This window comes from Arthrobacter sp. NPDC058288, assembly GCF_042880995.1.
Taxonomy (GTDB): domain Bacteria; phylum Actinomycetota; class Actinomycetes; order Actinomycetales; family Micrococcaceae; genus Arthrobacter.
Window position 1 is genome coordinate 710,483 of record NZ_JBHVYH010000001.1, and the last position, 13,863, is coordinate 724,345.

Annotated in this window: 14 protein-coding genes; 8 read left to right on the top strand and 6 right to left on the bottom strand. The window is 64.8% G+C overall.

The genetic code is table 11. From position 1 onward, the window contains the following. Positions 1–2 precede the first annotated feature (2 nt). Positions 3–1,718: a dipeptide ABC transporter ATP-binding protein gene (locus ACFVWT_RS03315; protein WP_390245188.1), complete on the top strand. Its 1,716-nt coding sequence runs from the start codon at positions 3–5 to the stop codon at positions 1,716–1,718. A 139-nt stretch (positions 1,719–1,857) separates the two neighbouring features. On the opposite strand, the gene ACFVWT_RS03320 is transcribed toward ACFVWT_RS03315, so the two are convergent. Next, complete coding sequence (locus tag ACFVWT_RS03320) at positions 1,858–2,808, bottom strand: SGNH/GDSL hydrolase family protein (RefSeq protein ID WP_390245190.1); 951 nt, start codon at positions 2,806–2,808, stop codon at positions 1,858–1,860. Between the two features lie 274 nt (positions 2,809–3,082). Between ACFVWT_RS03320 and typA the strand changes: the two genes are divergently transcribed. Further along, positions 3,083–5,011, top strand: a complete 1,929-nt coding sequence (typA, locus tag ACFVWT_RS03325) for a translational GTPase TypA (protein WP_390245192.1) — start codon at positions 3,083–3,085, stop codon at positions 5,009–5,011. Between the two features lie 48 nt (positions 5,012–5,059). Further along, a complete protein-coding gene (locus ACFVWT_RS03330) occupies positions 5,060–5,422 on the top strand; it encodes a hypothetical protein (protein ID WP_390245194.1) in 363 nt (120 codons plus the stop codon). 17 nt (positions 5,423–5,439) lie between these two features. Here ACFVWT_RS03330 and ACFVWT_RS03335 read toward each other — a convergent pair whose 3' ends face one another. Both ACFVWT_RS03335 and ACFVWT_RS03340 read right to left on the bottom strand, forming a co-directional pair. Next, positions 5,440–5,949, bottom strand: coding sequence for an ArsR/SmtB family transcription factor (locus ACFVWT_RS03335; protein ID WP_390245196.1), 510 nt, complete (start codon positions 5,947–5,949; stop codon positions 5,440–5,442). Positions 5,950–5,992: 43 nt separating this feature from the next. Then, on the bottom strand, positions 5,993–6,244 hold the full coding sequence (locus ACFVWT_RS03340) for a hypothetical protein (RefSeq protein WP_390245198.1): 252 nt from the start codon (positions 6,242–6,244) through the stop codon (positions 5,993–5,995). A 166-nt stretch (positions 6,245–6,410) separates the two neighbouring features. On the opposite strand from ACFVWT_RS03340, the gene fdxA reads away from it, so the two are divergent. The 3 genes from fdxA to ACFVWT_RS03355 all read left to right on the top strand — a co-directional run bounded on the left by fdxA (position 6,411) and on the right by ACFVWT_RS03355 (position 9,428). Next, positions 6,411–6,737, top strand: coding sequence for a ferredoxin (gene fdxA / locus ACFVWT_RS03345; protein ID WP_055796733.1), 327 nt, complete (start codon positions 6,411–6,413; stop codon positions 6,735–6,737). A 10-nt stretch (positions 6,738–6,747) separates the two neighbouring features. Continuing rightward, the gene (gene dapC / locus ACFVWT_RS03350; RefSeq protein WP_390245201.1) at positions 6,748–7,896 is read left to right on the top strand and encodes a succinyldiaminopimelate transaminase; all 1,149 of its coding nucleotides are present in this window, start codon (positions 6,748–6,750) and stop codon (positions 7,894–7,896) included. A gap of 248 nt (positions 7,897–8,144) precedes the next feature. Then, entirely contained in the window at positions 8,145–9,428 is a 1,284-nt protein-coding gene (locus ACFVWT_RS03355) for a citrate synthase (RefSeq protein WP_043482784.1), read from the top strand. A 63-nt stretch (positions 9,429–9,491) separates the two neighbouring features. On the opposite strand, the gene galE is transcribed toward ACFVWT_RS03355, so the two are convergent. Further along, complete coding sequence (gene galE, locus ACFVWT_RS03360) at positions 9,492–10,505, bottom strand: UDP-glucose 4-epimerase GalE (protein WP_390245203.1); 1,014 nt, start codon at positions 10,503–10,505, stop codon at positions 9,492–9,494. 81 nt (positions 10,506–10,586) lie between these two features. Here galE and ACFVWT_RS03365 point away from each other — a divergent pair, with 81 nt between their 5' ends. Next, positions 10,587–11,207, top strand: a complete 621-nt coding sequence (locus ACFVWT_RS03365; RefSeq protein WP_390245205.1) for a TetR/AcrR family transcriptional regulator — start codon at positions 10,587–10,589, stop codon at positions 11,205–11,207. A 76-nt stretch (positions 11,208–11,283) separates the two neighbouring features. Further along, positions 11,284–11,895, top strand: coding sequence for a hypothetical protein (locus ACFVWT_RS03370; RefSeq protein WP_390245207.1), 612 nt, complete (start codon positions 11,284–11,286; stop codon positions 11,893–11,895). 3 nt (positions 11,896–11,898) lie between these two features. Here ACFVWT_RS03370 and ACFVWT_RS03375 read toward each other — a convergent pair whose 3' ends face one another. Together ACFVWT_RS03375 and dapD are read right to left on the bottom strand one after the other, a co-directional pair. Then, entirely contained in the window at positions 11,899–12,750 is an 852-nt protein-coding gene (locus tag ACFVWT_RS03375) for a hypothetical protein (protein WP_390245209.1), read from the bottom strand. 55 nt (positions 12,751–12,805) lie between these two features. Then, positions 12,806–13,837, bottom strand: coding sequence for a 2,3,4,5-tetrahydropyridine-2,6-dicarboxylate N-succinyltransferase (gene dapD, locus ACFVWT_RS03380; RefSeq protein ID WP_390245211.1), 1,032 nt, complete (start codon positions 13,835–13,837; stop codon positions 12,806–12,808). Positions 13,838–13,863: the final 26 nt, after the last annotated feature.

The following is a 13,863-nucleotide window of genomic DNA, read 5'->3' on the forward strand; positions in this document are numbered from 1 at the left end:
CCATGAACGCCTCTGTCGAAATTTTCGAAGCCGACGCAACTGCCGAACGCCCGCTCCTTGAAATCAAGGATCTGGCGATCAACTTCACCACCAGCAACGGCGAGGTGAACGCTGTCCGCAATGCCCACCTCACCGTGATGCCCGGTGAGACGGTCGCCATTGTCGGCGAGTCCGGTTCCGGCAAGTCGACGACGGCGCTGGCCGCCATCGGCCTGCTCCCGGGTAACGGCCGGGTGGCCGCCGGGCAGGTCATCTTTGATGGCGAGGACATTGCCCACGCTTCCGAGAAGCGCATGATCGAACTGCGCGGCAACAGCATCGGCATGGTGCCGCAGGATCCGATGTCGAACCTCAACCCGGTCTGGAAGATCGGCTACCAGGTCCGGGAAACGCTCAAGGCAAACGGGTTGCCCAGCGGACCCGACGACGTCGCGAAGGTGCTTTCCGAAGCCGGGCTTCCCGATGCGGCGCGCCGCGCAAAGCAGTACCCGCACGAATTCTCCGGCGGCATGCGCCAGCGTGCGCTGATCGCCATCGGCCTGTCCTGCCAGCCGCGGCTGCTCATCGCTGACGAACCGACGTCGGCCCTGGACGTAACCGTGCAGCGACAGATCCTGGATCACCTGGACAAGATGACCACCGAGCTGGGCACGGCCGTGCTGCTCATTACGCACGATCTGGGCCTCGCGGCCGAACGTGCGGACAAGGTGGTGGTGATGTACCGCGGGCAGGTCGTGGAGTCCGGACCGTCGCTGGAGCTGCTGCAGAACCCGCAGCACCCGTATACGCAGCGCCTGGTGGCGTCAGCCCCGTCCCTTGCTTCACGGCGCATCCAGGTGGCCAAGGAGCTCGGCGTCGAGTCGGACGAACTGCTTGCTCCGAGCGACGCTGTGGTTGTCGAGCCGACCATGACCGAAGACGTGCTCCAGATCCAGAACCTCCGCAAAGTGTTCAAGTTGCGTTCCGGCTTCGGGAAGTCCACCGACTTCACCGCCGTGGACGACGTCTCGTTCAGCGTCAAACGCGGAACCACGACGGCGATTGTGGGGGAGTCGGGTTCCGGCAAGTCCACAGTGGCGCAGATGGTGCTTAACCTCCTCCAGCCGACGTCAGGCAAGATCGTGTTCGACGGCGTGGACACGTCCACGCTGAACAACAAGGAGATCTTCGCGTTCCGCCGCCGCGTGCAGCCGATCTTCCAGGATCCGTACGGTTCCCTCGACCCGATGTACAACATCTTCCGGACCATCGAGGAACCGTTGCGCACCCACAAGATCGGGGACAAGGCCAGCCGCGAGAAGAAGGTCCGTGAGCTTCTGGACCAAGTGGCGCTGCCGCAGTCCACCATGCAGCGGTACCCGAACGAACTGTCCGGCGGTCAGCGGCAGCGTGTTGCCATTGCCCGTGCGCTGGCACTCGATCCGGAAGTGATCATCTGCGACGAGGCGGTCTCCGCCCTCGACGTACTGGTCCAGGCACAGGTGCTGAACCTGCTCGCTGAGCTCCAATCCAGGCTGGGCCTGACCTACCTGTTCATCACCCACGACCTCGCCGTGGTCCGTCAGATCGCGGACCACGTGTGCGTGATGGAAAAAGGCAAGCTGGTTGAAACCGGTTCAACGGATGACGTCTTCGACGCGCCGCAGAAGGACTACACGAAGGCGCTGCTCAACGCCATACCGGGTGCGCGGCTCATGCTGCCGCCTGAAGTTGCCTGAGCAGACCTAGCCTGCAGGTGCCTGCAGACACCTGCAGGTGCACAAGGAAGGAGCCGGTGTCCGTCCCCCGCGGGCGGACACCGGCTCCTTCTTTATCGGGTTGCGTGGGGAAGATGCGGACGAAAGCCGGAACGCCGGCCTAACCGACCGGCAACGCCGAGGTGGCGGGCTGGGCCGGCGCCTCAAGGCCCAGTTCCTTCAGCCGTGCGGCCAGGATCGTGCCCAGCGCCTTGTGGCCCACGCTGTTCATGTGCACGCCATCGGCCAGCTCCTTGGCCAGGTCGTATTTGGTCAGCCAGTCCCCGACGCTGATGAAAGGAATGGCGTGCTTGGCTGCGACGGTGCCGAGCAGTGTATCCACCTGTGATCTGCGCCCCCCGCCATAGTTGACCCCGCGGGCCAGGGTACCGATCATGGCGAACTTGGATCCCGGGTAGCGCTGCTTGAGCGACGCGATGAGGCGCTCGGCATTGGCCACGATCTGGGCGTCGGTTGCTCCACGTGCGGCATCGTTTCCGCCGCCCTCGATGACAACGAGTGCGGGGGAGCCGTAGGGGAGTTGCCAGTCACCGCGCTGCAGGGCGTCAATGTAGTTGCCGGTCTTGCCGTTCGAGGCAACATACCCGGTACCTCCGCGGCCGCAGAAGAAGACGTTGTAGCCCATGGCGGACAGGCCCTGGCGCGGCCAGCCGGCTTCCGGTTCCGATTGGGAATCCCCGATCAGTACGGCGGTCCGCTTGATGTTCGCCACGATCACTTCGTTGCGGCCGTTCGAAGGGTTCTTGTAGACGGATCCCGGGGCCATGGTTGCCGGATCGAGCGCCGGGGTGAGCTGTGCCTTGGTTCCGGAACCTGCCGCCACCGGTTCACCCGGCGAAGCAGCCACCGGTGCGGCGGCGGACTTCCGGGGAGCGGATGCCGACTTCAGCGGAGCGGCGCCGGCTGACGGCTCCGCCACGGCGCCTGCAGCGGCACCATTGGATTCCGTAGCGGCGTTCGGTGTTTGTGGTGCCTGGCCGCAGCCTGCCATCAGGACGCCGATGACGATCATAGGTGCGAGGACGCGGGGCAAAGCTGAGGCAAATCGCATCTATGGTCTCCGGGCTGTGCTGGCTGTTACCTCCGTAATCATGAGGCATGGCAGTGGGAATATCCAGTAACTTTACGCACTATTCATCCCATTCAAGTGACACTTCGGTAACGGGGCTCCGGGGGTGTGGATTTGGGGTTTTTAGGCCAATAAATGACCTAGCGCTTAGACTTGTAGAAGGCGCCCTGTGCCAAAGGGTCTCGTCCGTCGTGCGTTCCGGTTGGAAATGTCGCGATACCACAGCTGACTTCACCACTGAATCGAGCAATAACGCATGTCTGAAACCACCACCAACACCGCGGTAGCCACTGCATCGCGCAGTGACCTGCGCAACGTCGCGATCGTGGCCCACGTTGACCACGGCAAGACCACCCTGGTCGACGCCATGCTCAAGCAGACCAACTCCTTTGCCGAGCACAACCACCTCGAAGACCGCGTCATGGACTCCGGTGACCTGGAGCGCGAAAAGGGCATCACCATCCTGGCCAAGAACACCACGGTGGCCTACAACGGACCGTCCTCCCAGGGCGAGACCATCACGATCAACGTGATCGACACTCCCGGCCACGCCGACTTCGGCGGCGAGGTGGAGCGCGGCCTGTCCATGGTTGACGGCGTTGTGCTCCTCGTCGACGCTTCCGAGGGCCCGCTGCCCCAGACCCGTTTCGTGCTCCGCAAGGCCCTCGCTGCCCACCTGCCGGTGATCCTGCTGGTCAACAAGACCGACCGCCCCGACGCGCGGATCGAAGAAGTTGTCCACGAGTCCATGGACCTGCTCCTGGGCCTGGCCTCCGACCTTGCCGACGAAGTTCCGGACCTGGACCTGGACAAGATCCTCGAGGTCCCGGTTGTCTACGCTGCCGCCAAGGTTGGCCGCGCCTCCCTCGAGCAGCCGGCCGACGGCACGGCTCCGGAGAATGAGGACCTTGAGCCGCTGTTCAAGACGATCATCGAGCACATCCCGGCACCGACGTACAACCCGAACGGTGTCCTGCAGGCCCACGTCACCAACCTGGACGCCTCCCCGTTCCTTGGCCGCCTGGCTCTGCTCCGCATCTACAACGGCACCCTGCGCAAGGGCCAGACCGTTGCCTGGGCACGCGCCAACGGTGAGCTGAAGAACGTCAAGATCACCGAACTGCTGGCCACCAAGGCCCTGGACCGCGTTCCGGCCGAGTCCGCCGGCCCTGGCGAGATCGTCGCCGTCGCCGGCATCGAGGACATCACCATCGGTGAGACGCTGACCGACGCCGAGAACCCGCAGCCGCTGCCGCTGATCACCGTGGACGATCCCGCCATCTCCATGACCATCGGTATCAACACCTCGCCGCTGGCCGGCAAGGTCAAGGGCGCCAAGGTCACTGCCCGCCAGGTGAAGGACCGCCTGGACAAGGAGCTGATCGGTAACGTCTCCATCAAGGTTCTCCCCACCGAGCGTCCCGACGCCTGGGAAGTCCAGGGCCGTGGCGAGCTGGCACTGGCCATCCTCGTTGAGCAGATGCGACGCGAAGGCTTCGAGCTGACCGTCGGTAAGCCGCAGGTGGTCACCAAGACCATCGACGGCAAGATCCACGAGCCGATGGAGCACATGACCATCGACGTGCCGGAAGAGTACCTCGGCGCCGTCACGCAGCTCATGGCAGCCCGCAAGGGCCGCATGACCAACATGGCCAACCACGGCACCGGCTGGTGCCGCATGGAGTTCATCGTTCCGGCCCGCGGCCTGATCGGTTTCCGCACCAAGTTCCTCACGGACACCCGCGGCGCCGGCATCGCGGCCTCCATCTCCGAAGGTTACGAGCCCTGGGCCGGTCCGATCGAGTACCGCACCAACGGCTCGATGATCGCTGACCGCGCCGGTGTGGTGACGCCATTCGCCATGATCAACCTGCAGGAACGCGGCTCGTTCTTCGTGAAGCCCACCTCTGAGGTCTACGAGGGCATGATCGTCGGCGAGAACTCCCGCGCGGACGACATGGACGTCAACATCACCAAGGAAAAGAAGCTCACCAACATGCGTGCAGCCTCCTCCGACACCTTCGAGAACCTGACGCCCCCGCGTGACCTGACGCTCGAAGAGTCCCTCGAATTCGCCCGTGAGGACGAATGCGTTGAGGTCACCCCGGAGTCCATCCGTATCCGCAAGGTCATCCTTGACACCAACGAGCGTGCCAAGGCCAACCGCGCCCGCGCCAAGGTCTGATCCCGGCACGTTCGGGTTATCACTCTCGTGAACAGTAGAGCTGCCGGCATGGCAGGCGGCATCGCCGCCGCCGTGCCGGCAGCTCTTTTTGTTGCAGCGGCGGGCACGGTACTGCACCGCCACCAATCGATGCTGGCCGGCGTCGTGCTTCCCTGGGGTGCGGTGGTGGCGCTGGTCCTTCTCGGGTCGGTCCAGCTGCTCCTCGGGGCGGGCTTCCGGTCAGTCGTCCCTACGGCGGTGTGTGGCGGCCTTGCCTACGTTCTGGCGGGCTGGTTGTCCATGCTGGAGCCCGGCAAGCGGCTCATCGTCGGAGACCTTCCGGGCAACACCTGGATCTACGGCATCGCTGGCACAACCGTGCTCATGCTCCTGTGGTGCCGGCGCTACCGGAGGCAGCGGCCTCCGGCCTGATCGCGCTTCAGCGCCGGCTAACCGGCTGTCGGGTCCCGGTGGTGGGCGATCATCAGCGAGGTGGCCTCGCCGTCGTCGTCGGCCGGGAGCCGGACGTACTCTTCCATGACCGCCCTCAGCTTGGCGAGCATTTCCTCCCGGTGCTCGGCGTTGAACTTCACCCCGAGGCGCCACACCTCGATGTCTTCCGACGGAAGATCCCTGGTCTCCTGCAGGAACGTCTCGATCAGGATCGGAGCCACATTGTCCACGGGCGTATGCCAGGACGTGCGGCTGGCCGTGTAGGGAACCTCCACAGCGCCCCTCTTGCCTTTCCGGCGCTCTCCAGGCACCAGGAACCCGGTCCGCACGAGAGTCCGGACATGGTGGAGGCTCGACGCCGGGTTGAGGTCCAGGAGTTCGGCGATCTCCTTGTTGGTCCGGGACTGGTGCAGGCACATCCGCAGGATCCGAAGCCGGAGCGGCGAGCTGAGGGCGCGGCCCTTGGCGACAACGTCCGCATCAGGGTCCAGCTCCGGCCGGTTCATAGGGAAAGTGTAGCCAAGCCTGTCCGGAGCGCCAGGGCCAGGGTTACGGCCGGGGAGCAGTACGCGGGGCACGCCGCGCCGGTGCCGGTGGCACCGGCTTCGCTGCCACCACCAGGGCTAACGGAATAACGACGTCGGTCCGCCGGGTCCGGACGGTGCATTCCGCCTGGTTGATCGCCGCCAGGTCGCCCAGCGCATCCGTCAGGCCCTCCGGTATCCTGTAACGCACCACCACCCTGGTGCCCAGGGGGGCGCCTTCAAGGAACTGCCGGGGAGTGGGGATCTGCGAATTCACCACTCCATACTAGGACGCCGGGCTTGTATGACGCGGGGCTTTGTATGACGGGCTAGGTTCGCGGGAACAGGCTGGTAGATAATAGGCTCAGAAGTCAGTAGCCCGGCGCTCAGGCCGGGAGTGATATCCGGCCGAACGCCGGAACCAACGTGGAGAGGCAAGGGACGTGACGTACGTAATCGCGCAGCCGTGTGTAGATGTCAAGGACAAGGCATGCATTGAGGAGTGCCCCGTCGATTGCATCTACGAGGGTGAGCGGTCCCTCTACATTCATCCGGACGAATGCGTCGACTGCGGCGCCTGCGAACCCGTCTGCCCCGTGGAGGCCATCTACTACGAGGATGACACCCCCGACGAGTGGGCCGACTACTACAAGGCCAACGTTGAGTTCTTCGACGATCTGGGCTCTCCCGGCGGTGCCGCGAAGGTTGGCAATACTCACACCGACCACCCGATGATTGCCGCCCTGCCGCCCCAGAACCAGGATCACTGAGGCGCCTGGCGTGACCTCTGCCGTACGCACCTTCGGCCTCAGCCTGCCCGACTACCCGTGGGAGGCCATGGCACCGTACCTTGCCAGGGCCGCGGAGCACCCCGGAGGGGCAGTCAACCTGTCCATCGGCACCCCGGTGGACCGTACGCCCGCCCTGATTCAGGGAGCGCTCCAGCGGGCTGCTGACGCCCCGGGGTACCCCACCGTGCATGGAACGCCGGCACTTCGGGAAGCCATCGCCGATTGGTTCGCGCGCCGCCGCGGCGTTCCCGGCCTGGACCCCCGGGACGTGATGCCGACCGTCGGGTCCAAGGAACTTGTGGCCTGGCTGCCGTTCCTTTTGGGGCTAAAGCCCGGTGACGTCGTCGTTCGTCCTAAGGTTGCCTACCCCACCTACGACATCGGGGCGACGTTCGCCGGTGCTGAAGCAATCGCCGCCGACGATCTTGATGAACTGGATGACGACACACGGCGTCGCGTCCGGCTCGTCTGGGTCAACTCGCCCGCCAACCCCACCGGAAGCGTCCGTGACGCCGCGTCGTTGAAACGGATAGTCGACCAGGCCCGTGAGGCGGGCGCCGTGGTTGCTTCCGATGAATGCTATGCGGAGCTGGGCTGGGGGGAGTGGGACGTCCAGCGCGGCGGCAATCCCGTGCCCAGCATCCTGGACCCTCGCGTCGCCGGACCATCCCATGACGGCCTCCTTGCGGTGTATTCGCTGAGCAAGCAGTCAAACCTTGCGGGGTACCGTGCAGCTTTCGTCGCCGGTGATCCGGTGATCATGGCCAACCTCGTCAACAGCCGCAAACATGCCGGCATGATCGTTCCCTACCCGGTGCAGGAAGCCATGCGGGTCGCGCTGGGGGACGACGCCCACGTACAGGCACAGAAGGACCTTTACCGCGGGCGGCGGGAACGGATAGTCCCGGCACTCGAGGCCTTCGGGCTGACAATCCACGAGTCCAGGGCCGGACTGTACCTGTGGTGCACGGCCGGAGAGGCGACGTGGGACACAGTGGGCAGGCTTGCCGAACTCGGAATCGTTGTGGGTCCCGGCGTCTTCTACGGCGACGCCGGCAACGGGTTCATCCGGGTGGCGCTGACTGCCGCGGATGAGCGGATTGACGCGGCAGTTGGCCGCCTGACCACCGGCGCGTAGCGGCTACGGGTCCGTAACAATGGTGTGACACGCAACACAACGGGGGCGTTTTCGGGGCATTTAGGCACTAGCGGATTAGTGTCACCTTGCCTTGGAGCGGTACTTTTTAACTGACTATCAATGGTGGCTTTCTACAAGAAGGCAGCCCGGCCGTTGGAATCCCTGCCATGCAGGCTCCTCGGGCGGCTCCACCGGAGGTTGGATCAAGCTTTCTACAGAGAGGCCCTGACGCCTCATGAGGAGACTCCATGACTGAGACCACCAGCGCAACCCTGCGCCACGCGGGCGGCGAACTCGAACTCCCGCGCATCAAGGTTGTAGAAGGAAACGAAGGCTATGACGTTTCCAAACTGCTGAAGCAGACAGGCGCCGTTGCCTTTGACCCCGGTTTCATGAACACCGCGGCCACCACTTCGGCCATTACCTACATCGACGGCGATGCCGGAATCCTGCGGTACCGCGGTTACCCGATCGAGCAGCTGGCCCAGCACTCCAGCTTCCTGGAAGTTTCCTACCTGCTGATCTACGGCAACCTGCCGACGCCCACCGAGCTGGATGCCTTCGACCAGCGCATCCGCCGCCACACCCTGCTGCATGAAGAGCTCAAGGGTTTCTTTGGCGGCTTCCCTCGCGACGCGCACCCGATGCCTGTACTGTCGTCGGCCGTGTCCGCCCTCTCCACCTTTTACCAGGACTCCCTGGACCCCTTCAACGCGGAGCACGTGGAAGTTTCCACATACCGGCTCCTGGCCAAGATGCCGGTCATCGCAGCCTACGCATTGAAGAAGAGCATCGGCCAGCCCATGCTCTACCCGGATAACTCCATGAACCTCGTGGAGAACTTCCTGCGCCTCAGCTTCGGACTCCCCGCCGAGCAGTACGAGCTGGATCCGGTCATGGTCAAGGCCCTGGACCTGCTCCTGATCCTGCACGCGGACCACGAACAGAACTGTTCCACATCCACGGTGCGCCTGGTGGGCTCGTCCAATGCCAACCTCTTCGCCTCCGTATCCGCAGGCATCAACGCGCTGTTCGGCCCGGCCCATGGCGGCGCCAACGAGGCAGTGCTCAAGATGCTGCGCCAGATCCAGACCGAGGGCATCAAGCCCGAGGACTACATGGAGAAGGTCAAGAACAAGGAAGACGGCGTCCGCCTTATGGGCTTCGGGCACCGCGTGTACAAGAACTACGATCCGCGGGCCAGGATCGTCAAGGACACCGCACACGAAGTACTCGGCAAGCTTGGCGGCAACGACGAACTGCTGGACATCGCCATGCGCCTCGAAGAGAAGGCCCTGGGCGATGACTACTTCATCCAGCGCAAGCTCTACCCGAATGTGGACTTCTACACCGGGCTGATCTACAAGGCCATGGGTTTCCCGGAGAAGATGTTCACTGTCCTCTTTGCGATCGGCCGCCTGCCGGGCTGGATTGCCCAGTGGCGCGAAATGATCAACGATCCCAGCACCAAGATCGGCCGTCCGCGCCAGCTCTACACAGGAGAGCCGGAGCGCAACTACCCGGCGAGCTAGGCACTAACGACGGCGGCCGCCCACCTTTGCGAAGGTGGGCGGCCGCCGTCGTTCGTGCCGGTGCTAGGAGTTATAGCCCAGCGGGTTGTTCTTCTGCCAGCGCCAGTGGTCCTCGCACATCTGGTCCACCGTCTTGGTGGTGGACCAGCTCAGGTCCGCCAGCGCGGACGTGGCATCAGCCCAGAACGCCGGGAGGTCTCCCGCCCGACGGCCGGTGATCTCGTAGGGCAGCTCGTGGCCCACGGCTTTTTCGAAGGAACGCAGCACCTCCAGCACTGAGGATCCCTTGCCGGAGCCGAGGTTCCAGCGGAAGACCCCGGTACGGTCCGCCACGTGGTTGAGGGCCGCGACGTGGCCTTCGGCAAGGTCGACGACGTGGATGTAGTCACGCAGGCAGGTGCCGTCGGGAGTGTCGTAGTCGCCGCCGAAGACCATCAGCTTCTCGCGGCGTCCCACGGCGACCTGGGCGATAAACGGAACCAGGTTGTTGGGGATGCCTTGGGGGTCTTCGCCGATCCGGCCGGAGGGGTGCGCTCCCACCGGGTTGAAGTACCGAAGGAGTGCGATGTGCCAGCGGCTGTCCGCGGCTCCGAGGTCCGACAGGATGTCCTCGATCTGTTCCTTGGTCCGGCCGTAGGGATTGTTGGCGCCGATCTCCATCTTTTCCACGTAGGGGATGGGATTGTGCTCGCCGTACACGGTTGCGGAGGAGCTGAACACGAGGGACCGGACATCATGCCGGTCCATGACGCGGATCAGGTTCAGAGTTCCTACGAGGTTGTTGTAGTAGTACTTCAGCGGCTCCCGAACGGATTCGCCCACGGCCTTGAGCCCGGCGAAGTGGATCACTGCGTCGATCCGGTCCTGCGCGAAGACAGCGTCAACAGCCCCCTCGTCCACGAGGTCGACGTTGTGGAACACAGCCTCCTTGCCGCTGAGCTCGGTTACGCGGCGCAGCGACTCTTCGCTTGAATTGACCAGGTTGTCGATGACCACTACCTCATGGCCGGCTTCCTGCAGGGACAGAACAGTGTGGGACCCGATGTAGCCGGTGCCGCCCGTAACCAGAATTCTCATGGACTCAACGCTATCCCAATTCGCCAGGCTTCCGCCCGTGTTGCCCACACCTTGGCGGCACAACTGTGCTAAATAATAAGGGTGCCCAAAATTGTTGATGCCGCAGTCCGGCGCCGGGAAGTTGTCGAAGCAGTCTTCAGGATCATCGCGGCGGACGGGCTGGAACGGGCGTCCCTGCGTGAAGTGGCTGACGAGGCCGGACTGGCGGTAGGTTCCGTTCGCCATTACTTTGCCAGTAGCGACGAGCTGCTGGCCCATTCCTTTGGTGTTGTGGTGGACAGGATCACGGGCAGGTTGGACGTGGCCCGGGAACACCTCAGCCGGCAGCACCCCGGGACGCCCGAGCACGGGGAGGGTGTGTTAACCCTGCTGGGCCAGTTCCTCCCGCTGGACGAGGAGCGGGCAGTGGACGCATGTGTCTGGATGGCGTTCAAGAATGCCGCCCGCATCAGGCCTTCCCTGGCCGCCGAGGCCGACCGCAGCCACCGCGCTGTTGCCGCCGTCGTGGGCTGGCTGATTATGGAACTCCGGGGCCCCGGAGAATCGGAGGACGGCGAGGCGCACCAGGCTCTGGTGACCGAGGCGGAGAGGCTGCTGGCTACCTTGGACGGATTGACGATGCACGCGCTGCTGCAGCCGGAATGGATGACAGCAGAGATGTGCCGGGACGTCCTGTCATCGCATCTGCAGAGTCTGGGCTAGTCTTCAACCAGCCATTAACGTGGGTAGTCATCAGGAATACACTGGGACAGTAAACATGCCAAGGGAGGCCATTCGGATGCACCAAACAGGCGGTCCTGGCTGGCGAATCACCATGGACACCTCGGGTCCCATGCTCATCGCGCTTTATGTTCGCGACGCCGCAGGCCTCAACTCCGCCGGGCGTCCGGCGCTAAGCCATTTGGCACCCAAAATCCGTCCCGTGGACCACACCAACCTCACATCCGAAGTAGGCGGAATCAGTGCGCTGAAGACGGAATGGGAGGCCTGGTGGGAGCAGCTGCTCAAGGCGCATCCCCAAATGACCCCGGACGTGACGCCGCCGGACTTCGAGGCCTTTGGCAACTCTCCGGCTCTTCAGCGCGTGCTGCAGGCGCACTTCGGTTCGGCTCTGACATGGGCACGGGAGCGTCGTGCCGAGTACGCAGCGCTCGAAGCGGAACGCGAGGCCAGCGGCGCCCCGCAACTCCTCGGCGACATGGTGGAGGACCGCCTGCTGGAAGTGGGCCGCGGGTCGCGTGACTTCACGTTGACCATCATCGAACTTCCGCTGACGGAACCTCGGGCGTGGTACCTGGAGCCGGACAAGATCATCATGAGCAGGGAACTACTCTCCCAGCCCGAGGTGTTCCGAAGCTACGTCCAGCCCGTTGTGGAACTGCTCGTCTGACCGTCAGGAAGCCCCGGCGGCGACCGTAACCGTGACCTGGCCGGACTGGGCTTCCGAGGGCTGCCAGCCGTTCCTGGACGCGCGGTCCCAGCTGCGTCCCTCCACTCCGACCTCCGTCACCGACAGGGACTTCGCGTTCGCGACGGCCCACTGCGCAAGGGCCCACGCCTCGCTGCCGTCCGCCTCCAGCACGATCGTGGTGCCGTCTGCCGACGCCCGGACGTTCCCGAAAGCCGCGTTGATCTCGGCGAGAACGGCCTGGACATCACCGGCACCCTCCGGAGACTTGAGGGTGCAGTCCAACGCAGCGGGAGACTGCCCGGTCAGGGCGGAGGCAAAGGCCCGGCCCATGTCCTCATGCTCGGCATAGGCTGCCGGGAAGGCCGAGCGCTGGACCTGTTGCGCGGCAGCCGTGACTTCCATTGACTCATACCCCGGAATCTTCACCAGGGCGTCGTAGAAGGCCCCGGTCGAATAATAGGGGTCCATCACCTGTTCTTCGGTGCCCCAGCCCTGCGAGGGGCGCTGCTGGAACAGTCCGCGCGAATCCGGCCCGGCCTTGTCCCCGTGCTCGATGTTGCGCAGCTTGGACTCCTGCATGGCAGTCGCCAAAGCGATGCTCGCCGCCCGGGGCGGCAGCCCCCGGCGCACGGCGACGGCGGTGATCAGGGCCGCGTTGGCAGCCTGGTCCGTGGCCAACTCGGCCTTCCGCGACCCGACGACGGAGGTGCACTTCTCGGCAATGAGCGTTTCCGAGCGCTGGATAAAGTTCACGGCTGTGTAAATTCCGCCGGCAATCAGGGCCAGGGCCAGCCCCAGCACTAGCAGGCGGCGCAGGCCGCGTCTCCGTGACACGGGGCTACTCCCTCAGGCCCTGGACGGGCCGGTTGACGTGTGCGGACGGGGGGAATCAGTTGGCGTGGAGTGCCTCGTTGAGTTCCACGGTCTGGCCCTTTCGGGGGAGCACCTCAACAGCGCCGCTCGCCGAATTGCGGCGGAACAACAGGTTGGGCACACCGGAGAGCTCAACTGCCTTGACCACCCGGGTGGTGTCCTCGCCGTCGGCGTCCTTCGGCCCGATCACGCGGACGCGGGTCCCGGCCGTGACGTACAGGCCGGCCTCCACTACCGAGTCGTCGCCGATGCTGATGCCCACACCGGAGTTCGCGCCCAGCAGCACGCGTTCGCCGAGGGAGATCTTCTCTTTGCCGCCGCCGGACAGGGTGCCCATGATCGACGCGCCGCCGCCAACATCGGTGCCGTCGCCCGTGACGACACCCGCTGAGATACGGCCTTCGACCATGGAGGTGCCCAGGGTGCCGGCGTTGAAATTGACGAACCCTTCGTGCATCACCGTGGTGCCCTCGGCAAGGTACGCGCCAAGCCGGACGCGGTCGGCGTCGGCGATCCGGACACCTGCAGGCACCACGTAGTCGACCATGCGGGGGAACTTGTCCACGCCGTAGACCGTCACGGCGCCGCGCTTGCGCAGCCTTGCCCGGGTCATTTCGAAGCCGTCAACGGCAGCCGGGCCGAAGTTCGTCCACACGACGTTGGGGAGCTTGCCGAAGATACCGTCCAGGTTGATGGTGTTGGGCCGGACCAGCCGGTGCGAGAGCAGGTGCAGGCGCAGGTAGGCATCCGCCGTATCGGCGGGGGCTTCGTCCAGGTGCACCTGGACGAAAACAACCTGCTGTTCCGTGCCGCGGTCCGCGTCGGCGCCGGCGGCAGCGATCTCGGCCAGCACGGGGTCGGCGCTTTCCACGTTCCGGAGGCTGTCCGCTGCTGTTCCAAGGGACGGCGCCGGGAACCAGACGTCCAGCACCGTGGCCTCACCGTTACGGGTGGAAATGGTGGCCACACCGTAGCCATAGGCGGAGCGGGCGTCGGCGGACGCGGAATTGTCAGCGGGCACGGCGGAAGCAGCAGCGGTTTCAGTCATGGTCCCAGTCTATCGAGAGGCGGGAG

Coding starts and splice junctions, on each gene's coding strand:
- ACFVWT_RS03315 (WP_390245188.1), top strand. CDS start 3: ATGAACGCCTCTGTCGAAATTTTCGAAGCCGACGCAACTGCCGAACGC.
- ACFVWT_RS03320 (WP_390245190.1), bottom strand. CDS start 2,808: ATGCGATTTGCCTCAGCTTTGCCCCGCGTCCTCGCACCTATGATCGTC.
- typA (WP_390245192.1), top strand. CDS start 3,083: ATGTCTGAAACCACCACCAACACCGCGGTAGCCACTGCATCGCGCAGT.
- ACFVWT_RS03330 (WP_390245194.1), top strand. CDS start 5,060: ATGGCAGGCGGCATCGCCGCCGCCGTGCCGGCAGCTCTTTTTGTTGCA.
- ACFVWT_RS03335 (WP_390245196.1), bottom strand. CDS start 5,949: ATGAACCGGCCGGAGCTGGACCCTGATGCGGACGTTGTCGCCAAGGGC.
- ACFVWT_RS03355 (WP_043482784.1), top strand. CDS start 8,145: ATGACTGAGACCACCAGCGCAACCCTGCGCCACGCGGGCGGCGAACTC.
- galE (WP_390245203.1), bottom strand. CDS start 10,505: ATGAGAATTCTGGTTACGGGCGGCACCGGCTACATCGGGTCCCACACT.
- ACFVWT_RS03370 (WP_390245207.1), top strand. CDS start 11,284: ATGCACCAAACAGGCGGTCCTGGCTGGCGAATCACCATGGACACCTCG.
- dapD (WP_390245211.1), bottom strand. CDS start 13,837: ATGACTGAAACCGCTGCTGCTTCCGCCGTGCCCGCTGACAATTCCGCG.